At 48.3% G+C, this 24,235-nt stretch carries 15 protein-coding genes; 5 read left to right on the top strand and 10 right to left on the bottom strand.

Going from position 1 to position 24,235, the window contains the following annotated elements; translation table 11 throughout:
* Positions 1-8: 8 nt before the first annotated feature.
* The 6 genes from AC6RNO_RS24740 to AC6RNO_RS24715 all read right to left on the bottom strand — a co-directional run bounded on the left by AC6RNO_RS24740 (position 9) and on the right by AC6RNO_RS24715 (position 9,711).
* Complete coding sequence (locus tag AC6RNO_RS24740) at positions 9-821, bottom strand: ABC transporter permease subunit (protein WP_497107104.1); 813 nt, start codon at positions 819-821, stop codon at positions 9-11.
* Between the two features lie 14 nt (positions 822-835).
* Complete coding sequence (locus tag AC6RNO_RS24735; RefSeq protein WP_474680284.1) at positions 836-1,720, bottom strand: carbohydrate ABC transporter permease; 885 nt, start codon at positions 1,718-1,720, stop codon at positions 836-838.
* Positions 1,721-1,808: 88 nt separating this feature from the next.
* Entirely contained in the window at positions 1,809-3,164 is a 1,356-nt protein-coding gene (locus AC6RNO_RS24730; RefSeq protein WP_488434515.1) for an ABC transporter substrate-binding protein, read from the bottom strand.
* Positions 3,165-3,378: 214 nt separating this feature from the next.
* A complete protein-coding gene (locus AC6RNO_RS24725; protein ID WP_497107103.1) occupies positions 3,379-4,986 on the bottom strand; it encodes a response regulator in 1,608 nt (535 codons plus the stop codon).
* A 1-nt stretch (position 4,987) separates the two neighbouring features.
* Positions 4,988-6,799 carry a histidine kinase gene (locus AC6RNO_RS24720; protein ID WP_497107102.1) on the bottom strand — a complete coding sequence of 604 codons (1,812 nt, stop codon included), beginning with the start codon at positions 6,797-6,799 and terminating at the stop codon, positions 4,988-4,990.
* A gap of 218 nt (positions 6,800-7,017) precedes the next feature.
* The gene (locus AC6RNO_RS24715; protein ID WP_497107101.1) at positions 7,018-9,711 is read right to left on the bottom strand and encodes an RICIN domain-containing protein; all 2,694 of its coding nucleotides are present in this window, start codon (positions 9,709-9,711) and stop codon (positions 7,018-7,020) included.
* A 723-nt stretch (positions 9,712-10,434) separates the two neighbouring features.
* On the opposite strand from AC6RNO_RS24715, the gene AC6RNO_RS24710 reads away from it, so the two are divergent.
* The 3 genes from AC6RNO_RS24710 (at position 10,435) to AC6RNO_RS24700 (ending at position 12,881) form a co-directional block, all read left to right on the top strand.
* Positions 10,435-10,968, top strand: coding sequence for a hypothetical protein (locus tag AC6RNO_RS24710; RefSeq protein WP_474680289.1), 534 nt, complete (start codon positions 10,435-10,437; stop codon positions 10,966-10,968).
* The gene (locus AC6RNO_RS24705) at positions 10,949-11,488 is read left to right on the top strand and encodes a hypothetical protein (RefSeq protein ID WP_497107100.1); all 540 of its coding nucleotides are present in this window, start codon (positions 10,949-10,951) and stop codon (positions 11,486-11,488) included. Before AC6RNO_RS24710 ends, AC6RNO_RS24705 begins: the two co-directional genes overlap by 20 nt.
* Before the next feature lie 478 nt (positions 11,489-11,966).
* Positions 11,967-12,881: a M48 family metalloprotease gene (locus AC6RNO_RS24700; protein ID WP_497107099.1), complete on the top strand. Its 915-nt coding sequence runs from the start codon at positions 11,967-11,969 to the stop codon at positions 12,879-12,881.
* Positions 12,882-13,225: 344 nt separating this feature from the next.
* On the opposite strand, the gene sigK is transcribed toward AC6RNO_RS24700, so the two are convergent.
* Together sigK and AC6RNO_RS24690 are read right to left on the bottom strand one after the other, a co-directional pair.
* Complete coding sequence (gene sigK / locus AC6RNO_RS24695; RefSeq protein ID WP_474680292.1) at positions 13,226-13,927, bottom strand: RNA polymerase sporulation sigma factor SigK; 702 nt, start codon at positions 13,925-13,927, stop codon at positions 13,226-13,228.
* 219 nt (positions 13,928-14,146) lie between these two features.
* Positions 14,147-18,376: a glycosyl hydrolase gene (locus tag AC6RNO_RS24690; RefSeq protein WP_497107098.1), complete on the bottom strand. Its 4,230-nt coding sequence runs from the start codon at positions 18,374-18,376 to the stop codon at positions 14,147-14,149.
* Positions 18,377-18,881: 505 nt separating this feature from the next.
* Here AC6RNO_RS24690 and AC6RNO_RS24685 point away from each other — a divergent pair.
* A complete protein-coding gene (locus tag AC6RNO_RS24685) occupies positions 18,882-19,874 on the top strand; it encodes a cellulase family glycosylhydrolase (RefSeq protein ID WP_497107097.1) in 993 nt (330 codons plus the stop codon).
* Positions 19,875-19,963: 89 nt separating this feature from the next.
* On the opposite strand, the gene AC6RNO_RS24680 is transcribed toward AC6RNO_RS24685, so the two are convergent.
* Positions 19,964-20,710 (bottom strand): MBL fold metallo-hydrolase, encoded by a 747-nt coding sequence (locus tag AC6RNO_RS24680; protein ID WP_497107096.1) that lies wholly within the window; start codon positions 20,708-20,710, stop codon positions 19,964-19,966.
* An 87-nt stretch (positions 20,711-20,797) separates the two neighbouring features.
* Here AC6RNO_RS24680 and AC6RNO_RS24675 point away from each other — a divergent pair, with 87 nt between their 5' ends.
* Positions 20,798-22,540: a sensor histidine kinase gene (locus tag AC6RNO_RS24675; protein ID WP_474680296.1), complete on the top strand. Its 1,743-nt coding sequence runs from the start codon at positions 20,798-20,800 to the stop codon at positions 22,538-22,540.
* 112 nt (positions 22,541-22,652) lie between these two features.
* Here the strand turns inward: AC6RNO_RS24675 and AC6RNO_RS24670 are convergent, their stop codons facing one another.
* Complete coding sequence (locus tag AC6RNO_RS24670; protein ID WP_488434525.1) at positions 22,653-24,197, bottom strand: right-handed parallel beta-helix repeat-containing protein; 1,545 nt, start codon at positions 24,195-24,197, stop codon at positions 22,653-22,655.
* Between the last annotated feature and the right edge of the window lie 38 nt (positions 24,198-24,235).

Here is a 24,235-nt window from a genome sequence, read left to right as displayed (position 1 = left end):
TATTCCACTTACTTCAAAATCGCTCCTGCCGTCAATGCATGTTCAATTCTCTCATTTCCTATCATATATACGATGATCATAGGTAAACTCGAGAGCACCATCGTTGCCCCGATAAGTCCCCAGTCTGAAACACCGACGCTCACGAAAAAGCTTAGCAAGCCGACAGTCAATGGTCGGAATTGATCTTTAGAAGCAATAATGAAAGCCAGCGGGAACTCATTCCATATCCGCATGAACAACAGCACACATTGTGTCATTAGTGCAGGCGTAACAATCGGAAATATAATTCTGAAGAATGTCTGATACACATTCGTCCCATCAATACAGGCAGCTTCCTCCAACTCCTTGGGAAGTGAACGGAGAAAAGCAAATAACATCAGCACACAGGAAGCCATTGCGAATCCGGAATACGGCAATATGAGCCCCAAGTAAGTATCTTTAAGGTGTAACGATTTAATTAATTGAAATAAGGGAATGACAACTACTTCAATAGGTACAATCAACCCTAAGGACACATAGAATAGTGCCGCCGAATTGAATCTCCAATGCATTCGGCTCAGACAATACGCCAGCATACTCCCCGTTGTCAGTGTGATTGCAATGGTCCCTACCGTGTAAATTAAACTGTTCTCGAAGTATACAAAAAAATGATACTTCGACAACGCTTCACTATAGTTGATCCATTCCCAGGAATGGGGGATGCCGAATGGATTGTTATAAGCTTCACTTTTGGACTTAAGTGACATTGTAAGCATCCAGTATAAGGGAAATAGAAATGTGCCGCCTACGGCTAGCCAAAATACACGGATTAAGTATCTCAAGATGATCTCCTCCTTTAGAACTCCAGCTTTTCTCTGGCGACGAACCGTTGAATGAGAAAGGAGATGAAAAGGCACTCTAGAATAAATACTACCGCGATAGCCGTTCCTTTACCAAATTCAGACGTTTCGAAGGCCGTATAATACATTTGGTAAATGACCGTCCTGGACAAATCACCCGGACCACCGGCTGTCATGACGCGGACTTGCGCATAAAAGGCCATGGAGCCTAATGTCGACAAAATTAAAACGTACTTCGTTACATCTTGAAGAAGTGGAATTGTAATTCGTAAGCAGACTTGGACAAAGCTAGCACCGTCAATTAAAGCAGCTTCGTAATAATTTTTGGGAATCGTCTTGATTCCTGTATAGAATAGCATGGCGTTCAACCCAACATACTGCCATAGAAATGTCAATCCAATGCTTGGCATCACGGTTTCTTTTTCAGTAAGCCAGGAATGAGTCCAAGATCCAAGACCAATGGATCTCAAAACACTGTTAAACAACCCCCAGGTTGGTTCGTAGAAGGATATCCACATTTCCGCGACGACCGTAACGGACAAAATCGCAGGAAGCATAGCAGATGTTTTAAAAAAACGACGAAACCTTGGTGTTTGAACATCCATAAAAAGAGCAAACATCAAGGAGAGCGGCAATCCCAGAAAGACGGAAATTCCTACAATTAGATACGTATTTTTATGAGCTGTCCAGAAAGAAGAAGATGCAAAAATGTCTTTATAATTATCCAAACCAACAAACCCTAAATTTCGGAAACCATCATGATGATTCAAACTCATCCATATTTCAGGAAAAAGTGGATAAACGCAAAATACAGTAAACAAAAGCAACGCAGGCGCGGAAAAAATGAATATGGATACATGGGTGCTGAAGTACTTGTTCATGGCTCTCTCCACCGTCTAATTTGTTATAGAATTCCCCCGGAAGTTAAGTTCCAAGGGGAATTCGATTGATTTCATCCACATAGACAACTTACTTTTTAAACCATGTATTTTCACTCCAGATCTTGCCCATATCTGTACTAAACTTATCGGCCGGGTATTGGCCCGTCAGCAATTTTGCCCCTTGCGTTGCAAGCTCTGCCGATGTTTTTGCATCCAACGAGTTAAGTGCAAGAGAAGCAATCTTGGTAGGAATAGGATTGTACCAGGAAATGAATTTCTTCATTAAAGGCTTAGGTTCCCCCACTGTATTCCCCGTCTTCAAGGCAATTGGGGCACCCGTAGATTCGAAATATTGAGCGTCTGCCATAGCCAGGAATTCTGCCAACTTTACTGCCTCTTCAGGATACTTGGTTTTTGCGCTAACTGCATATCCGTTCAGTGGAGATCCCCAGAACTGAACGTGCTTAGTTGGGTCGTATTTGTCGCTAGCACTTGGGAACGGGAAGAAATCGACGGTATCATCTTTAGCCAAATTCGGAAGCTCCCATGTAAACATCATGTACATAGCTGCCTTCTTTGATGTAAACATTTCGTTGGCTGGACCGTAATCTAGATTCGCAATCCCTTCAGGAAAGACACCTTCCTTCACCATCTTCTCAATGCGAGACACCCCTGCCTTGACGGCTGGATTATTAAAGTCTGTCTTATTGCTCACGAGATCTGCCATCGCTTGCGGGTCGCCAATTTGGATCATCTGCTGCAGCAGGAAAAGTTTAGGTCCCCATCCATCTTTGCCAGGGGTAACCGCAGGAACCATCCCCTTGCTTTTTAGCTTCTTCGATGCTTCGATAAATTCGTCGAAGGTTTTCGGCACTTGCACGCCTGCTTGCTCGAACATATCCTTATGATAGAAAATGACCGGGGTGAAATAGGTATCCGCTCCGGAAGATAAGCTGTAAATCTTCCCGTCAACATGTTTCAATGCATCAGGAACAGCATACTTGTTCAAGAAGCCATCCTTGGTAATCGCTGAAGTTAAATCCATAATGCTGCCGGTACTGTTCAAGGGCGTAAAGTACCCTGCATCGTCCCAGAATACGTCGGGCATATCACCTGCGGCATTAAACGTTTTCAATTTGTTGGCCATATCTTCGCCGCCGCCGCCTGGCTCAAATTCAATTTCTAGGTTTGGAATCGCCTTCGCAACATTCGGTTTAATAAACTTTTCCATGATATTATTGCGATTCTCGTCCGTTGTGATCGTTACAACTCTCAGCTTTACTTTCTTATCACTACTGGTTTTACTAGCCGTCGTTGCCGCCGGGGTTGGTGCGCTTCCGGTAGTTCCTTGAGGTTGGGCTTCATTCTTCGTACTACAACCGGCTGAAACGAGAAGCATACTTGCCAAAAGTGACGTACTGAGTACTTTTACTGTTCTTACCATTTGTTGACCTCCTAAGTTTGTTTAAAGTATCGTATCTACTGGGTTGATTCCCAATGGAAGCGGTATCATCCTTGATTTCATTCTACGGATTCCACTTCATTAATTACAGAGATTATTCTCGGACAGAAAGGAAAATTGTTTGCAATTGCAAAAAAAGACGCAACGAGACGTTGTCGAGATTCTTGTCTCATTGTGCCCTATGTAAAAAATTACTTTATTGAATATTGCTCACGTACTTACTGGGTGAAATACCTATATACTTTTTGAAGCATTTACCGAAATAATTGGCATCTGCATACCCAACCTGACTTGCGACGTGTTGAACAATCTTCTCTCCTTGATCAAAAAGTCCCTTCGCTTTCGTGATGCGTATTTCGGTTAAATAGTCGTTAATGGTAATGGAAGTTTCCTTTTTGAACACATAACAGAGATGATTGTAGTTCATATGCACACTCTTAGCGAGATCTACGATACGCAGTTCTTCGTTCCAATAATGATTGTGAATATAGGTCTTTACCTCGTCTACCACTTTGGCAGCTCTATTCTGCTTCCTGCCATGGATATGCGCGATTACCTTGAGAATCAGATAGCGAATCCACCTTTCTAATTCCCCAAAGGAGCTCATCTGTTGAATGAACTGAAAAATATCAGTCTGAACCGTATTCTCAAATACGTGTTCGAAACTTTGCGACATCTCATTCAAAAATTCCAAACAGGTGGATAGGATTTCAAGCGCGGCAACATACAGCATCTCTATGGAAGCGTTCTTGGAGCGAGCATCCTGGAAGAAAGCCGTGAGCCACTCCTCCGTCTCGGAGATATTTCCAATTCGCATACTCATTAATAGAGCGGTTCTCCTTTCTACGGAGAATAAACTGACCTTCATTCCCGTTTCAGCGATCATGGAATGAAGAATAACCTGATTCCCGCCTAAAACAAACCGATGCTTCAATGCATATAACGCTTCTTGGTAGGACACGGAAATCGACGTATAGGCCGTATATCCATTGCCAACGCCAATCGTTACTGTACACCCTAAATTCCCCTGAACAGATTTCCGAATCGCTTCACAGATCGAATCCAGTTGGTCGTAAGAACTCGTAGGAACGCCAATAATCATAACATACCTATCGTTCGTATCATGGCAACTGGCAAACGGGTACGTGTTATGAATAAATTCTTGGGCTATATCTTGAACAGCCAGCTTGCGAATATGCATGTCTTCTTTAGTAACAAGATCATCATGAGAATCGATATCGGCTACGACCACCATATGAAATGGAGCATCCAGATTGATGCCCAGATACTGCAACCGTTCTGTAGAGGACAAGGGATCTATAACTCTACTGCCCTGCAGCCATTCATTCAATAATCGCTCCTTCAACATCGGCATATGCTCTTTTGCCTGCTTCTTTAAGTGTTCATAATCCAGCTTTACGGAGTGCTCCTTGTAGATTAAATTCTTAATCTCAAGTAAGGAGTTTCTAAGTTCATCTTCGTCAATCGGTTTGAGCACGTAATTAAAAACACCAAGCTGCACAGCCATTTTGGCATATACAAACTCGCTTTGACCTGTTAACATGATAAACTTTGTTTCCTGCTCACATTGTTTGGCTTTCTGAATAAATTCCATGCCGCCCATAATGGGCATATTAATATCTACCAAGACGATATCCGGACTGATTTCAGACATCAACGACAGAGCTTCCTCACCATTCTTCGCTTCGCCAGCGATCTGCAAACCCAACTCTTCCCAAGGCAGTGATATTTTCAACGCTTGTCTAAAGTAATATTCATCATCGACAATGAGTACTTTTAGCATGTCAACCCTCCCGCAATGGTTTGAAAGGCAAACGGATGGTAACTTTGGTATAGAAGCCTACTTCGCTCTCTACTTCTAACCCGTATCTGTCCCCATACAGCATTCTGATCCGATTATGGACACTTTTGACTCCGAAGCCCGCTCTTTCTCTGGAGCCCGGAACCTCCTTCAACATGTCCTTTATTTGTGATTCTTCTATTCCAACGCCGTTATCGTAAATTTCAATACGCACCTCGTCACCCAAGCGTAGTCCAGTGATCTTCAACAAACCTTTTACCATTTTCCGCTTAAGTCCATGATAGATGGCATTTTCCACGATTGGCTGCAGCGTTAACTTCGAAATTGAACATGACATAATTTCCTCGTCTATATCCATTGTATACTCCATATATTCCACATAGCGCAATTGCTGGATTTCCAAATAACTCTCGGATAACTGCATTTCTTCTCGAAGCGAAATAATATCGTTTCCTTTGCTTAACGAAATTTTATAGAAATTAGCCATATATTTCGCTGCTGTAATGGCTTCTGTTTTCATATTTAGCTTAATAAGCGATATAATCGTTTCAAGTGTATTATACAAAAAATGGGGCTGCACCTGTGTTTGCAGCAATTTAAATTCAATCTCGGCCTTTGTCTTCTGTTCCTCAACATTTTCGGCCAATAGTTCTTCGATACGGTCCATCAAATTATTAAACACATAGTTCAAATAACCGATTTCATCCGATGATTGGTACGAGCTTCTGACCGTCAAATGGCCAGTCCGAATATCTCTCATCGTTCTGGAAAGTTGGAAGATCGGCCTCGTGATCGATCGGGACAACAGATAGGAGACAATAAATGCGAGCAGTAGACATAAGGAGCCGATCCAAATAATTAATTTGTTAATTTCTTTGCGCTCCACCGTAATTTCATCAATAGGAATAACGCTCACAATCGACCATTGCAACGGTTCCAAACGGTGGGTAGAGACCAGCACCTTCTCGCTGCCGTTCCCTTGAAAGAATCTGTTTTCTTCTTGTGTCGAATTAGGGATCGAAATAGAAGTTGCCTCTTTGAAATCCCGATACAAATTAGCTTTATTCTGTGAGGAGATAATTTTCCCGTTACTGTCGAGGATGTAAAAGTTTCCTCCCTTGTAATTCATTTTTCTTTCATAAATAGAAGCGATAACTGTTTCTTTTACGTATAGAACAACTAAACCAACCGTTTTGCCTGTATCTTTATGGATGACCGTTTTGGTAACGGCAAATACATTGTCGTCTCCTTCGTAACGGAACTTGAATTTCATTAGGCCTGTCAAAACAGGCTGATAGGAATGGTTGGTCGCTTCAGGACCGGAACCGAATATGCGAGATGCGAATTCACTATCGGCAAAGCCGACATCGACCCATTGTTGATTCGACGTGAGAACGCTTACCGCTTTGATATTAGTGTTGGGCTCCACGATATTGCTAATGACTTCAGAGAGTGTATTCTTCATTGATAAATTATCTAGACCTCCGACATGGTGAGAGAAGGATGAGTTATTGTTCTCCAAAAAATCGATATACAGTTCGTTTTGCAATCTGTAGTCGGTTGCTAATATTTTCGAGTAATCTTCCACTGTAGTTATTAGTGTCTGCAAGTTATTATCAATGAGAACAAGTTCTCTTGACGAGTTTTTGACTGCCTTCTCGATAATTGCTTTTTGCGAAACGATATTGGCGAAAAACGCAAGGGTTGAAATTGAAATGATAATAATCAAAATATTTGTGCTGAAAATTTTGTTTTTAATGGAGATTCCACTGAAATATTTCGCGAACCCTTTCATGTTGGTGCCACCTTTCAACCAAAGCAAGTAAAACTTTAATGTAAGCGTTTACGAATCAACCAACTCATCCCATTCCCATCATTATACAAGGAGGAAATTAACAATACAATCCTCATTCTTGCGCAAATTTTTGGCATTAAAAGCCCAATTAGCACATGTCATCCTTAATGAGACATGCAGCTTATTGGGCACTAACTAGCAAACTTATCTAAAGTCGATTACTGAATTTGCCACTGCTGATTACTGCTGTTGCTATCACCCCATTGTCCCAAAATGGAACCGTTGCTAGTTCGTCCCATACCATCGAGGTACAAGCCAGTTTGGCGGTTTTTGAAACGAACGTTGCTTCCCGACGTTTCCATCGTCCATTGTTGATTGTTGCCGCCGCTGTAGCTCCACTGTCCGCAATTGACGCCATTTCCAGTCCGAGCCATGCCATCCAGATACAAGCCAGTTTGACGGTTTTTTATCAGAACGTAGCTTCCCGACGTTTCGATCGTCCATTGCTGTGCGTTGGAGGAGCTGCTGTCGCTCCATTGAGCGGCATCTGCTCCGTTAGTAGTTGAACTCACTCCATCAATGTAAAGTCCCGTTGCCGCATTGCGAATCCTGACATAGGAACCACTGTTCACTCTTACAAGCGACGCGGATTCCAAAGAGCGATTGCCTTGAGCATCAATAATAAACAGTTTATAGTTGCCTGCTGTCTGAGGCGCTGCAATGGAGGTTGCGTTTCCATTCGCTCTCGTCATGGAAGCGCCCTCCGCGAAACTCGTCGTGCCCGATGGCGCAAGCCAGACGGATTTGCTCGCATCCCCCGTAGAACGTATGCCGATTGTTGCCGAACTGCCTACAAACACGCTTGCAGGAAGAACGTAATCCTGCACAGGCACGCGCGACGGTGTAACAAGACTCTTGTAGGCGTCTTCCAAACCGGCGTTCAATGCAATGTTATAGGCTTGAAGCGGCCATACGTTATCGGAATAAGCACTTACGTCATTAATAACGCTATTCGGAAGGCTGTAATTGGAGATTTTATTGACAGTCCCGTAATTTTGTGTGAAGGTCAAATCGTGCTTGCTGCCAAAATTATCAGAATTCAGCGTCCAGTTGATCCCTGGGTTGATATTCAAGACGTTATTCTGGATTGAGATGTAGGCAGAGCCTTCGTCCGGATGCATGCCGTATTTATGTCCGGATGGTACGCCCTTAATGTAGTTATTGGAGATAACGGTGTTCGGCTGACTGCCGAGTGTATAGATGGGAGCGGTATCATCCAATATTTGAACAGTATCGATAAATTGGTTGTAGCTGATGTTATTATTTTGAGCCGTTGTGGTTGGGACGCCAGGCCGCTCAGAGCCGGATGAGCCGTTAAAATTCCACCAACCCCAGCCGAGAGAGATGCCGGCCCAAGGTGTCTTTTCGATGACGTTTCGTTGGAAGTTAAGCGTATCCGTAAAATAACCTGAAACGGCTGCGCTGCCGTTGAACAACACCGCGGAATCATAAATATAGTTATTTTTGATATCAATGTTTTTGCAAACGCTCTCTACACTAACCGAAAATTTTTCTCGATTCGATGATGTATAATCCCCAATATACACGTGCTGGGGATGACCCACATTAACTGCGGATCCGCCGATATCACTAATGGAGTTGCCGATTAACTGTGAGTCTTTGACGTCGTTGATCAAAGAAATGCCGTCGGCACCGGTATGTTTAACGGTATTTTTCTCCAACAGGATCCCGTCCGCATTTGCGATTTTCACGATGCCGGGCATCAAGTCCAAATTCCGATAAGTATAATCATGGTAATTTTGTTTGGTATAAGCTGTATTTACAAGATTGCCTTGTTGTGCTTGTTTGAATGAAGAGCCGTCGACATTTGCCAAGTTCCAATCGGAATGCAAGAGGGTAATACCCGAGAACGTAATATTGCGAACATGATTGCTCGTTGAGGTCCCCTTCAGGTTAAGGATTGTTTCAACATTGTTAGGTGCAAATACTGTTGCCGTCGTCATGTTTTCGGAAGAGCTCTTATAGTAGTAAACAGTTTGACTGGTTTTATCGAAATAAAACTCGCCAGGTGTATCCAAAAATTCATAGGCGTTCATGAGTTTGTGGCTTCCGTTAATCTGGAAATTACCGTTGTAGGCGCCCTGGGCAATCGCTGCACCAGGCTGCTGGAAAAGGGCTACACGATTGCTGCCGTTCACCGTCACTTGGCGAACTCCGACAATAGAGGTCGTCCACGTCGTCCGCGTCTCGATCTCCATATCGTCTTGATTAGAAGCAATCGCGGGGAAGTCGCTCAAACTATACTTGGCTCCATCGCATTGCGAGCCCGATTCCCACGCCCAAGGTGCTGTTCCAGCCGTCACGTTGTAGGTTCCATAACAACCTGCGGAACTGACTGTCTTGGTAGCCATCGCTGCTCTTTTGTCATTCACGTACAGCGCGCGCAATTTGTTGCTTCGCGAAAGCGGTGCTTTCCAAATATTTCCGCTATGCTGCGACCATCCAGTGACTTGGACGCCACCGTTTAGAACTGGAGTCTCGTTCTGATAGGCTTGATAGATAATCCGATATCCATTCGTACCGGAGTCGTTAGGACCGAAATCGATAGAATTCGTCACGGGATAGTTGCCGCCACGGAGATATACGATGATATCACCTGTCATGCTGCTGTTGATCGTCTGTACAACGTCCCTCGCGTGCTGCACCGTTTTGAAAGGCGAGGCGAGCGTTCCCGCATTACTGTCGCTGCCATTGGGTGAAACGTAATATTGGGCTTGTGTTGCCGCAGACGCCGGTGCCGGAACTGTAACGCTTGCAATCAGCATTGCGAAGATCAGAAGTAGCGCCTGCAAGGACAACCTCTTCTGCCTTGACCAAATCGTTGTTAACATACTCTGTTCCCTCCTCGAATTTGGAATCTTTACTGTTCTCCTTAGCACGCCAGCAGGTGCTTTGTTCGAATCCCCCCTTCCATTAAGGACTTAACAGCATTTTGTAAGCGATATCATTTCTGAATTCATTGTAGTTTTTCGTGACTCCTTCGTACAGAGACAATAATACGGCTGGAAGGAATTTTGTAGGAATATTGGTTAGTCTTAGCTTATTCTGTTAAATAAAGATGCTGTCGTTTATCACGGCAGCATCTTTATTTGATTTAGAAAAAAGGCGAGACTTTTTTTGTCACCTATTTCATTTGAAAATCAATCGACTAAAATTGTAGACTCCAATATTCCAAACATGAAAATCATGTAAACCATCTTTAATCAGAATGTGATAAAAATGATGAAGATGATCCCCCGCATGACAGCTAAGCCTAGCTATGGATTTTATTTAGCTGTCAATCGCTATTGCGTCTTCATCTCCGCAAGTAATATATAGCAAGTCAAGGTTATGAGCGCATGAGACGAGACTTTCTGCAAAGGCTTCTCAGTCTAACTTTATTTTCACCGGACAGGAACAGACCGCCGGGATCTTAATCGATGAACAAAAATACCCCTTTTTAGGTATAGAAGTAAAGGAGACACCGATTTATTCTAAGTTAAGGCATAATAATTCCGCCCTGCTCCGCGGTTTTTTCACCGTATTTCAATTAGGTCGAGTGGAGGAGGAAGCTTATGAATACATGGACGATTTGTCAGGCAGACGGGGATGTGGAAGACGCGATTTTGTTTCTTTTGAGCCGACGTCGTGAGCTTAGTTTGCCATATGCGTTTGAAACGGTGATCGGGTCGTTGTACCTTTCCGTCACCCAAGGAGAATTTTTACTTTGCCGGGATGAATGCCGACGACCTGTCGCTGTCGTAGTTTATACATATGGCACCGATCTTGGGGAATATCAGGACGTGGAGAACGTGGAAGTGCTGATCGCCTTTGCGAATCAGAAGTATCGGCGGAGTCGCTTGTTCGCCCAAGGTTTAGCTCTGTTAACGGATAGAGTCAGGACTGCCGGGGGGCATCGGGTCATGTTTTATGCCGCTCCGCAGCCGTGTTATCGGAAGCTGTTCGGCAAATTCGCAGTCTATCAGGACACTTTGGAGAAAGCGTGCGGGTTATTGGATTATTATAGCGTACAGACCAACGAACTTGCTGCCTACACAGCAACACTTTGCAGACAGGGGACGACGATCGATGGCTTTTCACATGGATAAATGCGAAACGGACGACCAGTGGTACCGGTTTTCCGAGTTTTACATCAAGCATTACAAGCAAATGAACCCGACACTCGATCCCGAATCGGCGCTTCTGGAGATTATGATGTACAAAGAGCACGGCGGCGTGTATTACGGAGAAAGCGAAGGCGAGATCGCCGGATATATCGGATATTCCATAGGAACTCCAGACCGGAATTTCGAGGATCCTTCCACCGTTTTCATTGGTACTGTCATTATTCTTGAACAATTCCGTTTCAGCAAGCTGCTGTATTTGGGCTGGAGGGCATTTATCGATGGGATGATGGGCGCGGAGATTCCGGTTACCGACGTTTATTTCCTTGCGGTTAAAGAAAACGAATACCTGAATGCCATGTATAGCAAAATGGCACGGAAAACCGGAGAATTCCAAAGCAATTACGGGGTACACTGCACATATTCCGCGCAGTTTGATGAATTTATCGGGCGGTATGGGAAAATGAACGCCAGAAAAAAAATCCTGTCCCGCGAGGGACATTAATGAACCAAACGCCCGGATCCCGGGCGTTTGGTTCAGCAAGATTACTTCTTAACGATGACGGCTTTCTTCGCAGTGAGGCGAATGCTTGAAATTGGACCTACACTTGAAACCCCTTGGCAGTGACTTGAAGTCATGGCTATAACCTCCTTCCTTGTTCGTCTTGGTTGCGAGATTAATATAGTTTATTTATACAAAATAGTCAATATTTATTAATATTTAAAAATATAGTATATTTTCGACATTTTCGATTAAGTGGTGATATCATGCAGGCGGAACTTTCGACCCTTTATTCGCGAAGGCGGATGATAATGTTATATGCCTATGGCGTTTATGCTGTCGTACCGGCATCACTGTTTGCTACAGCGTTTGGTGCATTCGGCATTTGGGTTGCGTTACTTTATTGCTATATCGACCTGATCCCTATCCTAGCTGTATTCCGGCATGGCCGCTCGGTCGCGGACTGTATATCGGATCGGCCATGATCTACCGCGGGATCTTGCGAACATTCCGGCCTATTCCCGAGAACGAACCCGCTTTATTGATCGACGAAAATAATCAGCCGAAATTGTTCGAACTGATCCGCAGATGCTGCAATAAAGCGAAATGCCCGATGCCGGATCAGATCGCTTTACATGCGACGAGCGAATACATGGTGACGGCCGGTCCTTTGCGCTTCTTAGGCGGCGACATATACAGCGGCACGTGCCTGATCCTCAGTCTCCCGATGTTCCGCTACTTGACAGCAAGTGAACTTCGTGCCGTTATTCACCATGAATTGACTCATGTAACCGGCGGCGATATCCACTATATACGTAAAGTTCAGCCCGCACTTACAATGGCCGGCGAGGCAGCCCGAGGCATCCAGGAAGAACTGCTCCTCAATCGCGAACAATATTCCTTGTCCGTTCTTCCACTCATCGTTCCGCTTTTTTTGTTGCAAGGGTATGCGAGATGGTTTCATCGCAAAAGTATGGAGATTAGCCTTACGCAAGAATTTCTGGCTGATCGGCGTGCCGCCGGGTACGCAGGGGGAGGCTATCTCGCGGCAGCGTTGAGTAAAGTGGAAGGTGTCGGAAATGATTTTCATACTTATGCCGCTCGGATTCTTACCGATAACAATCCGGAAGCTGATGGAGATGTCGATAACCTGTACCTGTCGTTTTGGACGGAATGGACGAACAAATTGGAGGAAGAACGTGAAGCTTTGTCCGGAGCGGCTTTGAACGTCGAAACGGAAACCCATGCCAGCGTACTGGACCGTATCGCCTCCCTTTCTTCCGCTCCTTCGGAGCATGAATCGGACGACAGGCCTGCAGCTCTATGGATCCATGAACTGGAATCACTGGAATGCATGACAACGAGGCTTTTTTATGAGTATGTACGGCAGGTCTAGGAGAAAGGGCAACTGTGCAACAATTCGCAAGTTAGCTCGTCATTCAATATTTTGATGAAGGGCTGAGAGAATCGATTGATTACGAAGCAAATCGGGACCTTGATTCGGGAGTATCATGCCCAATGTGATGATGGGAAATGGAACACCACGCTCTACTGCCCGAAGTTCAACAAAGCCAGCCGATCGTACTGGCGCCGGCTGGCTTCATGTCTTTATTCAGTTATCGTTCCTCGTTTGACGCTGGCGTCCAGTCTAAAACTTTACATTCGCAGCCCTAATACTTTTTTTCATTCTTATTTCCGGAACAAAATAACGAAAAATAGGAAGGACCTTAGCCCTTCCTATTACCGCTTCGCCTTATAAAACTCATGATAAAGCTTCATGAGCGCCCTTTTCTCTATCCTCGACACGTAACTCCGCGATATTCCCAACTCCTTCGCTATCTCCCGTTGCGTTCTCTCCTCCCCGCCAAGCTCCAATCCAAACCGCCCGACCACGACTTCCTTCTCTCGCTCATCCAATATATCTAAATTCTTGTAGATTTTGCTCTTCTCAATCTTGAGCTGCACCTTATCCACAACATCGTCGGCTTCCGTGCCAAGGATATCGATCAATGTAATTTCATTCCCCTCTTTATCCGTGCCAATGGGATCGTGTAGGGATACATCCTTGCGCGTTTTCTTGAGCGATCGCAGATGCATCAAGATCTCGTTCTCAATACACCGCGCTGCGAACGTCGCCAGCTTAGTCCCCTTATTCGGCGAGAACGATTCGATCGCCTTGATCAATCCAATCGTCCCGATGGAGATCAAATCCTCCAGATCTTCACCCGTGTTGTCGAATTTTTTGACGATATGGGCGACAAGCCGCAAATTATGTTCGATCAGCATGTTTCGGGAATGATCATTGCCTTCGGCCATGAGCCTGAGATGCTTTTCTTCTTCTTCCTCGGTTAAGGGTTGCGGGAAGGCATTATTTTTGACATATGAAACGAGCAGCGTAAGTTGTTTGACGAAAATCGCAATGGCGGCGAAAAAACCGGTCATATCAACAACCCCCTCCATGATTCCAATGCTGAACGTATGGTGAATAGTATCATTGTATGTGGGTGTTTGCCCAGAAGTGCCTGTACCCGAAAGTTTGCACCAATTATTCACGGATGAGCCGCAGGCGAGTCCGGGCCAGCGCGAACGGCAAAAAGCAGCCCTCTGATGCAGGTTTGCATCGAAAGGCTGCTTGAAGGCTGAAAGTGATTTGCCCGCTTGCTATGAGATCGTTATTTCATCCACATAGGCAGTGGCTGTACCGGAGGAACCGGATGGCGTGATGACTTGAATCCCGAACGCTTGCGAAAGGTTCCGGTCGCTTACATGGCCGATATTCAGCGTTAATGTAACAAAACCATTGGCATCCGTCTGTGCTGCCGGGTCGGCTGTGGAAGCTGTCCATGTTCCCCAGCCTGCTCCGCTTTGCATGAACAGCTGCAGCGTTGCGCCGCCTGCGATGTTGGCCCCGGCAGCGGGAACGATTTTGACCTTGGCCGTGATCGCGGACGCGCCAGACAAGTCTGCCAGCGCCATGCGTCTCATTTGGAACTGGCCGCCGTTAAGCGAAAAGTCGGTTTTTACCGCGTGCGCACCGGCTGCGGCGTAAGCGGCATCCGTTACCGAAAGCCCGCCGGCGAGCGCCGTATTGTACTGGTTGTTGTTATCGGTATTGATGCTGAATCCTTGCACCGTGCTGTCTTCGAACCCGTAAATGACGGGTTGAAACACCGCGCCCCCTTTGGAAAGCCGCACATTGTCAAAATAAACGGCGGACTCGCCCATTCCGCTAAAACTTTCCAGCTTAAGGCCGATTGCCCTGACGCTGCTAAGATTTGCAATGCCGGCGAGCGGAAGCGAAATAGTCGTGAAACCGCCAGAGCCGATATCGTAGCTGCCGCTGTCCGACCACGCCCAGTCAGGGCCGGCCTTGACGTATAAACGGGCCTTGGCCGTGCCGCCGGCCAGCTTCACCATCGCGCTGAGCGTATCTACAGCACTCAGATCGATGTCCTCGAACTTGACGATTTCGAAGTTGGAACCTGCCAGCGAGAATGCCGCACTAAGCGCGTGCGTGCCTTCTGCCGACGCATCCGCCGTGACCGCTGCAGCGCTTGCGCTTGCGTTGTTCACGTCAACGGTCCAGCCCTGCGTGCCGGATTCGAACCCGTACAGAAGCCCTGGCTGCGCAGGCGTGCTTCCCGGTCCGGTTCCGCCGTTCGGCACGCCGCCCGTGCCATCGTTGTAAGCCTCGATATCGTCAAAATATAAAGTGCCGGACGTACCTGCTGTACCTGCAGCTTTGTTCACATAGATCGAGAAGGCGCGGATGTCCTTCAGATTCTCTTTCGTTATGACCTTGCCTGCATTTGCGGTGTCCCATGGCGCCGGAACGAATTGGCTGAACGGAATTTCCACCATGCCCGCCGTCGTTCCCGCCAGAGACGGGTACGCTTCAAAAGAAATGCCGCTTGCGTTGATCTGGATGACAAGCTTTTGGCCGCTGCCGTCGGGAGCAAGCCAGAACTTCAACTTGTTGGCGTCCGACCAGTCGGCGTTGTTCATGTTTTTCGTCCGGCCGGTGTAGCCTTGGCCGTTTACGTTATAGGCCAATTTCAGGCCGTATTTGCCTCCATTCGCGTGATCCGCAGCCAACGATATCGCATTCAGATCGCCTCCAGGGCTATAAGCCGCTTGCAGCAGCTCGTCGCTGCCTTTATAGCTCTCAAACGTATCTACGACAAGAGGATTCGTATTGCCCTGCACGTCGCTTACAAACACCTGAATCGTCTGTGACAGCACAGCGCCGCTCTTCGCGTAAGACATGACCGTCAGCGTCGTGCCTGACTCGTCCAGCGCTGCCCCCGGCGTCCAGTCGGCCGTGTAGTAAAAGCCGTCGGCGTCCCTTGCCATGATGTGTTCCGTCGTATCGCCGCCGATATAATACGCCACTTTGTCCACATCCTGGTTCAGCACCCGCGCACGGATCGTCGACGCCTTCGTCGTCGCCACCGTCTGGTTGGCGGTCGGGGACGCGATGTGCATGAACGGCTGCTCGGGAGCTGCCGCGATCGGTTTGTTATAAACATCGGCCGCCTTGACTTCCCGGCTGAAGCTTGTATAAGGATCGTTGTAATAGTTGACGAAATCCGGCAAAAGTTCATGATCGCCAAGGCTGTTCGGCGCATTTTTGTAAGGAACGAAAATGGAATCAGTGCTGAAGTTCGCCCAGGTCAGCATATACGCCATGCGCTTGGCGTCCGGATCGGCTTGCAGCGCTGCGATCAGCTTGGTGAAAAACTTCAAATCTTTCGTTCCCGTCGGTTTCACGTTCGAATAGCCGAATTCGGTGACGGCGGCGACTTTCCCTTTGGCGTCGGCCAGCTTGGATACGAGCTTCGCATTCTTCATGGCCGCATCGTACCAGCCTTCGCTCGTTCCGTCATAGTAATAGTCGAAACCGAGAATGTCGACGTAGTCGTCGCCCGGATACGTTTCGAGAAACGATGCATCCGCCCCGTTGAACGGACCGTTCGGCGAGAACGCATACAAAAAGTTGTGCACGCCTTTCTTATCGCGCAAATATTCCACCGTATAGCGGTAAATTTCCGCATACTGCTCCTTCGTGCGGTACGGCGCGCCCCACCAGAACCAGCCTCCGTTTTGCTCATGGAACGGGCGGAAAATAACGGGAATCAGCTTGCCGTTGTCATCCTTCAAATGGAGCGCAAAGTCCGCAACCATATCGAGAAACTGGTTGAACTCCGCCTGCTTGTCGCCGCCCGGCAGGATGTGGGAAACGACGCTGCCCTTCGTATCATAGAAGCCTCCGCCCGTTACGAAGTTCGGCATGTGCGAGCTCAGCGTAAGCACACCCCCTGCCTGATAAGCCGATTTCATCACGGCGATCAGTTTATCGCGGTTTTCTTCCCTGGTTGCGCCAAGCGCACCCGGCTTTTCTTTGCCTTCCAGACTAAGCGAATCCCAACCGAACATACCGGGGAAGTCGCCGACCGCATTCTTTACATCGGACTGCGTCCCATCCTTGGCCGTAATCGAAATGCCTTCTGTCGTCGCATGCTGGTGGCCGAACAAAATTTCCCTGCCGCGAATATCTTCCAAATAAGCGAATAATGACTTGGTTTCGGAGCTGGCATTTTGATCCGCAAAGTTTTCGGTGCGCACCGGACTGGAACCGCCGGAGCCGCCCGACGAATCGGATGACGCAGGCCCGGACGATACCGGCCCCGCCGCCGAAGGGTTCGCTGCCGTTCCGGCGCTTCCCTTGGCGATTGCGTATGAGCCGGGTTTCAATTCGCTGCCGTTGAGCGTAACTCCGGCCGCCGCAATTTGCGCTTTTGCGATGTCCCCGTTCCCGGCAATCTTCGTTCCGCCTGCCGTGCCGGCTACGTTCAACTCCCCAATGGCGGCCCCTTCGCCCACGGCGACCTCTGCCGTTTGGTTGATATCCGCCGCCGCAGCCGCCGTTCCCGCGCCGAACTCAAGCTTGGCGGAACGGTCCGCGGCAATATGAGCCATTTGCGTCGTCCCGCTCGCCACCACGCGTACCTCGCCTTCCTTGCGGTTCACGTAAACTTCGTTCAAATCGGAATCGTGAAAAGTAACCGTATTGACGCCGCCGCCCGAGACGAACGTCCGGCCTGTCACCTTCACACCGTCGAGCGCTGCGTCACCATCCGCGATTCCTGCGGCAAGGTACAAATTGCCGTTGATGGTCGCATGTTTCAGCACGGCGCCTCCATGGTTCACGACGACGTTGCCGGTGATCGTCCCTCCCTCGAATGTTCCCTCGCCTGCGTAAAAGCCGGCAACCAGCTTGTCGATCAGCGCAGCGGTTTCCGCCCGCGTAATCGGCTCCGTTGGCCTGAACGTATCGTCGTCATAACCGTTGACGAATCCCGTAAGCGCATTCACCGCGTTCAACGCATACGCCTGAATTTGCGCCGCATCCCGAAATTTGCCCGTCACGGCAACAACTTTGCGGGCCGGCAGAGCAAAAATGCGGGCCAACAGTGTAACCGCGTCCTGACGGGTCAACTTTTCGGCGGCGTGCGCCCGGTTGCCCGGGAAGCCTTCGTAGTAACCCGCTTTGCGGGCTAACGCGAACTGCTCCGCGTACCGGTCCGATGCGACCACATCGGCAAAAGCGAGATCGGATTTGACATAGAAACCGAACAATTTGTTCAGTGCCATAACAAATTCGGCTCGCGTAATCCCGTCATCCGGGTGAAACGTTCCGCCGGGATACCCGCTCAAAACTCCATTCGCCGCCCATTTTTCTATGCTGGCTTGCGCCCAGTGCCCTTGAGCATCGCTGAAGCCCGCATTCGCTGCCGCTATTGCCGGAGCCGATGCCGCAGCCTGGGACCAGGGGGAAGCTACAATAGCTGCAGTCAGAACGGTCCCCAACCATTTTTTCGCTTTTAACATGCATTGCCTCCTCTTCTTTTCGCATGAATTGACCCGAAGCCAGGTTCGCCGTAACTTTTGATTTTCCATTGCACCGCCTTCCTAACGAAAATATTTTGTTAGTTCATTATCGCTAACAGAATCCAGGGAATCAATAGATTTGGAAGCGCTTTAACGCTATTATAAACAAATTTATGTAAATTTCAATCCTGTTTTTAGTGAAATTTATTAGAATCACAAAAAAGTTATCATAAAGTTAGCGATATAAATAACAAATCTTCCGAAGGCTATCGTCTTTTGTGGTTCCAAAGAGATTAGATTTGTCAGGTACCGATATTAGTTTTGACAGGTACTCTTTTTCCGTGAATTGCCTTTATACTGAAAATGCCAAAGGAGGTGAGCATGCCGGAGAGCGCTTGACTCAAACCCTTTTACATGAAAGGAGGAAAATCTGCGAAGCCGGACGCGCCTTGCCGCAGGCGGGATTTACTTGCAGGACCCAAACCTGAAAGGAGAAGATGAGACGATGAAAACATGTAGAAATGCCGGTATTGTATCCCTTTGCTTGATGTTGATGCTGGTGCTCGTTTTGACGAACGGCACGAAAGCGGATGCAGCTTCCGGGTTTTATGTAAGCGGTTCCAGTTTGAAGGATGCCAATGGATCGAATTTTGTCATGCGCGGAGTCAACAACCCTCATATTTGGTACGACAGCCAGGCGTACGCCGCGCTTGATACGATTAGCGCAAACGGCGCCAATACTGTACGGGTCGTCTGGAGCACCAGTGGTACGGCCGCGCGCTTGCAGCAAATCGTCGACCGATTAAAGCAATTAAAGCTTATCGGCGTCATTGAGCTTCACGATGTGACCGGCGGGACGGATCCGAATCAAGTCAACGCCATGGCGCAATATTTTGCCAGAAGCGATATTAAACCTATCCTGATCAACAATGCGAAATACGTCATTGTCAACATCGCCAACGAATGGGGAGACAACAATCTGGCCGATACCACCTGGCGGGACGCTTACAAAACGGCCATCACGACGATACGCAGCGCAGGGATAACCAACACGATTATGATCGACGCTTCCGGTTGGGGACAATATTCTTCCCCCATTAAAGCTTACGGGCAAACTTTGCTGAACCATGATCCGAACAAAAATGTGATGTTCTCCATTCATATGTACGCCGCATGGAACGACTCGAGCAAAATCGGCACAGAGCTTCAAGCGATCAAAAATTTGGGCCTCGCCGTCGTCGTCGGAGAGTTCGGCTACAATTACAATAACGGCAATAACAATCTGGGAAGCAAAGTTGACGCCCAGGAAGTCATGAACCAGTGCCAATCCAAAGGAATCGGATATTTGGCCTGGTCCTGGACCGGCAACGACAGTTCCAACGCATGGCTGGATATGGCCCAAAGCAGCGACTGGAAGACGCTAACCGCCTGGGGCAATCTCGTCGTCAACGGCACCAACGGCATTAAAGCGACCGGCAAACGCGCGACCGTCTACTAAGGGTCTGGCATTGCCGGCCCGTACGGCCAAAAACCTTGATTCCGCCTCCGGCTGGAAATCAAGGTTTTTGATATTGCCTTTAGGCCCGTTTACTTGCTCCCAAACGTATACGCAACCAAAGGCTCGGCCAGCCGAACCCGCTCGCGCAAATGGAACGGTTCTCTCAAATCGGCGCCCAGATAGTCGTCCACATAATGCATGAGAATCGTTTTGTCCTGAATATTCGCAGGCAGCGACTGAATTTCCTGCAGCGACGTATGGGACGGCAGCACATCGTCCTGCATGTGGCATTCGTAGAAAACCGTTTCCACCTCAGGCGCTACGCGGTCAAGATATGCCGCATCCAACACCGTATCGCCGCTGAAGTAGAAGTAAGGCTTGCACAAAAGCCCGAAGCTCAGCATGCCGGGAACATGCAGCGTTGGGACGAGCTCGAATTCCACGCCGGCGATCTCAAAGCTGCGCTCCACAAGGATGACTTCGAAGTAATCTTCCAGCACCCGCTTCCCGCGCGTTGTCAGTTCAAGCCCGTGGCGCAGGCATTCCCACAAAGGTTCGCAGAGTCCTGCAGGTACGAACAGCTTGGGTTTATTGGCGGCGGGGTAGACGCGGTGAAACAGCGCCAGCTTTTGCAGCCCGTTAATATGGTCTTCATGCAGGTGCGTCACAAAAATATGCGCGATATCGTTCAGCTTTAAGCCCAATTGGTGCAGGCCGATGTGGTTCGATTCGGGAAAGTCAATGGATAAGTTCGTGTCCGCGAATTGAAGCAGAGCGCTGTTGTGGCCTTGAAGCAAGCTGAAGCCGTCGCCGCAGCCCAAAAATGTCAATTTCATCAACAATTCCTCCATCCAAATTTTTCCTAGTGAAATTGCACCGTTGTATGTATGATGTCAATAGAGTTTATTCTTGGGAGGATTGGCGTGAACAGTAACATACAAAAGAAGCAAAAAGTGCAATTTCGTTCCTCAATTGTCATTTTAATGATTTCTCTTATCATTGTACTACTAACCGACAGCGTATTCTACCATTATACGAAAAGGATGCTGACCTCCGAGCTGGAAGCCAGGATGCAGTTGATCGCGGACAACTTGGCGATTTCTATCAAACATTCGAAAACCGGCGAAAAATACGTGGAAAATCTGATCGGAACGAACCTGCGAACCGCCTCGATCGCCGCCCAATACCGCTTGAACCCGGACATCGAGCAGGTGACGAACGAAGAGCTGGCCGAGATCAGCAAAGATTTGATGGTCGATCACATCACACTTATGAAACGCAGCGGCGACGACATTATCGGCTACAAATCCTCCGATCCCAAGGAAATCGGCATGAGCACCAAGGGATGGGGCGACGACTGGTTCATAGCTTTCAACGAGCTGCTGGATACCGGGAATACGCAGGTAAAATCGGGACAAGCCCTGCCGCATTATTGGTCCGGACCGATCAACACCTCCATGACCAATCCGAAGTATGTCGACAAATGGGGATATTACTACGACGGACGGACGAACTATATCCTCGACCCTTTCGTGCACGATACCTTTTTCCGCGATTACCAGCGGGATACCGGCATTGACGCTTTCATCAACGAAGTTATTCATAGCGAATCGGTCAACGGGGCCAAGGAAATTACGGTGTACAACCCGCCGATTTTTTTGAAGCAGCAAGCGCAGTATAAAAAAGGAGGCTACGTCTGGTTTTCCGACCGCGAAATTTTGTTCGGGTCGTATTTGATGCAGGACGGCCGGGATGCCGAGTATGTGGGCAAAGTGATGCAATCCAAGCAGCGGCAGCAGTTTTTGACAACCGTGGACGGGAAGCCTTATCTGAAAATGTTTATCCCGCTGCAGCTTGATTTTCCGGTGGTGATCGGACTTACCGCCGATTATGAAAAAGTGCAGCAATGGCTTCAACATCAGCAGTCCAACCTGCTTCTGCTCATAGGTTCCACCGCCATGATCGCCTTCTTGATCATTGTCATTGCGATCCGTTTTGTGAACCGCAACCGCGAGGCGACGGCGGAAAGCATTCAGGAAGTGTACGTCGATAACATCGACTCTCTCTTCCGCTCCATGAAGGAGCAGCGGCACGATTTTAACAACCATGTCGCGACGATCCACTCGCTCGTTCACCTGAAGGAGTACGACGAGCTGCAGCGGTACACGAAAGAAATTATCGGCGAGACGAGCGCTCTCAACGATATTATCCAAATCAACGTTCCGTCCTTAAGCGCGATTGTGCAGTCCAAAGTCATACAATCGCTCGAACGAAAAATCAATTTCCACCACGAAGTTGATAACCTGGGCGGCATTCAGCTGGGGGCTCTGAAAGCGACGGATATGGTCAAAATCGTCAGCAACCTGATCGATAATGCGTTCGAAGCCGTTGCCGAGTCGAATAAAAACGCCGATAAAGAAGTCCGGCTGATCGGCCGGATCGAGGGCAATCAGCTGACTTTCGAAATCATCAACAACGGAGAGCCGATCGCTGCGGGGATAGAGCAAAAAATATTCGAACCCGGCTTCACGACCAAGCCGACAGGCGGCAAAAACTCCGGTTTGGGTTTGAATATCGTGAAAAAAATCGTCTCGACGTACAACGGCATCATTCAGGTAAAAAGCAGCGAAACCGAAACCCGGTTCAAAGTTTACATTCCGATCTGATGCGGAATCAACGTCAAAAAAAGCGAATACCGGGACTTCCCCGGCCATTCGCTTTTTTGTTTGCAAAGCACGTCGCGGCTTCGCGGCTTGGGCGCTTTCAGTTGCTTGACCCTTATTCGTCTGCGCCGATGTTAACCGCCGCTCCCTGAACTCTGGCCTGGCCGTCGATATCGTAATTCCCGATGATCGCCGTATCCGTCGATCCGGCATCAATCGCCGGGGATGTCGCTTGAAGGTGGAAATTATTGGCCGACGCATTGACAAATAAAGGATCGGCGAACAAAGAGTGCGCATCGTTGCCGGTTCCTGTTTTGTAAGCGGAAAAACCGGTGTACGCTTTGTTTTTCCACGTCCAGGTCGCATTCGAGCTGCCCCCCGGGGCAAAGTACAAATTGTAGTCGACGACATTGCCCGAGTTTTTCGTGTACTCGTTATAGATCAAGACATCGGACGAGCTGGCTACCATAATATTGTTTTTAATAACGTTGTTTTTCGTGTCGTACTGCACGTACAGTTGGCCGCTGCCGTCGCCGAGCGTATCGTTTTTGTACAGCGTGTTGTTGACGATTTTGCAATTTTCGGTCGAGCCGCGCTTGGTGTCGTAACCGCCCATGGCGATGCCCGTCAAACGGTTGTTGTACACCATGTTGCTGCGGATCGTAATGTTGCTCGTCGACTTGCCGGCGTGTTCGGAAGCGATTTCGATGCCGATGTCGTTATTGTAGCTGTAGTTCTGCTCGATCACGCTGTCTTTGCCGCCGTCGACGTAGATGCCGTCAGCCGCGTTGCTGTTGTTCGGCAGCGTTTTGCCGTAGGACGGATTATTGTTGGACGTAATGTTGTAAACCTTGTTGCCCTTGACCAAGCCGTTGCGGGCCTGATCGTAGGCAGTATTGGGAGATTTGCCCTCAAAGCCGATTATATCAATGCCGATGTTGTCATTGTCGTGAATAACGTTGTTGGTGACGGCGAACGTATCGACATTGCCGTTCAATACAAGCGTCTCGCTGGAGCCGAGCACGTTATTGTACAGCTCATTGCCGTCGATGGTGATGTCATGAATCGAATCGGGCGCCTTCGTGCCGTACACGGCGATGCCGTGCGCATCTCTGCCGCTCAAGGCGCTGCCTGTCGGAGTCGCCGTATTTTTGATATCATGCACTTTGTTGTTCAGCAAGCTGATGAAGCTCCCGGAACCGTGCACGTAAATGCCGACCGGCATGACGCCGTTCGTCGTCGTCGTATAATTGCGGATTTCGAAACCTTTGATCGTTATGTAGTTGGCGTCTGTAAGATCGACGATTCCTTCCGCACCGCTGACGGAAAGTCCCGTTCCGTCAATAATCGGAACCTCGGAAGCATAATTGGTGAACGTGATCGGTCCTTGCGCAGCGGAACCGGAGCGCGTTATTTTCAGCTTCTGGTTGTAGACGCCTCCCCGCACATAGATCGTGCTCCCCGGATCGGCTGCGTCCGCCGCATGCTGCAGCGTTTTCCACGGCGCGCTGCTGGTGCCGGCATTCGAATCGCTGCCTGTCGCGGATACGTAATACTCCGGCCCGGAGGCGGAAGCCGACGACGGACGAACCTCTCCGATTATAAGGCTTAATGCGGCGATACTCATGCCTATAATAGCACTTTTCCCAATTTTCAACACGAACCATCATCTCCCTGATCAAGTATTTGGCCTTGCGC

It is taken from the genome of Paenibacillus sp. sgz302190 (assembly GCF_059820445.1).
The sequence above is the reverse complement of the archived record's forward strand: the minus strand, read 5'-3'. Positions and strand labels throughout refer to the sequence as shown.

Excerpts from the sequence above, each read along its gene's own strand:
- AC6RNO_RS24735 (WP_474680284.1), bottom strand. The coding sequence starts at position 1,720 with ATGAACAAGTACTTCAGCACCCATGTATCCATATTCATTTTTTCCGCG.
- AC6RNO_RS24730 (WP_488434515.1), bottom strand. The coding sequence starts at position 3,164 with ATGGTAAGAACAGTAAAAGTACTCAGTACGTCACTTTTGGCAAGTATG.
- AC6RNO_RS24725 (WP_497107103.1), bottom strand. The coding sequence starts at position 4,986 with ATGCTAAAAGTACTCATTGTCGATGATGAATATTACTTTAGACAAGCG.
- AC6RNO_RS24720 (WP_497107102.1), bottom strand. The coding sequence starts at position 6,799 with ATGAAAGGGTTCGCGAAATATTTCAGTGGAATCTCCATTAAAAACAAA.
- AC6RNO_RS24715 (WP_497107101.1), bottom strand. The coding sequence starts at position 9,711 with ATGTTAACAACGATTTGGTCAAGGCAGAAGAGGTTGTCCTTGCAGGCG.
- AC6RNO_RS24710 (WP_474680289.1), top strand. The coding sequence starts at position 10,435 with ATGAATACATGGACGATTTGTCAGGCAGACGGGGATGTGGAAGACGCG.
- AC6RNO_RS24705 (WP_497107100.1), top strand. The coding sequence starts at position 10,949 with ATGGCTTTTCACATGGATAAATGCGAAACGGACGACCAGTGGTACCGG.
- AC6RNO_RS24700 (WP_497107099.1), top strand. The coding sequence starts at position 11,967 with ATGATCTACCGCGGGATCTTGCGAACATTCCGGCCTATTCCCGAGAAC.
- sigK (WP_474680292.1), bottom strand. The coding sequence starts at position 13,927 with ATGACCGGTTTTTTCGCCGCCATTGCGATTTTCGTCAAACAACTTACG.
- AC6RNO_RS24690 (WP_497107098.1), bottom strand. The coding sequence starts at position 18,376 with ATGTTAAAAGCGAAAAAATGGTTGGGGACCGTTCTGACTGCAGCTATT.
- AC6RNO_RS24685 (WP_497107097.1), top strand. The coding sequence starts at position 18,882 with ATGAAAACATGTAGAAATGCCGGTATTGTATCCCTTTGCTTGATGTTG.
- AC6RNO_RS24680 (WP_497107096.1), bottom strand. The coding sequence starts at position 20,710 with ATGAAATTGACATTTTTGGGCTGCGGCGACGGCTTCAGCTTGCTTCAA.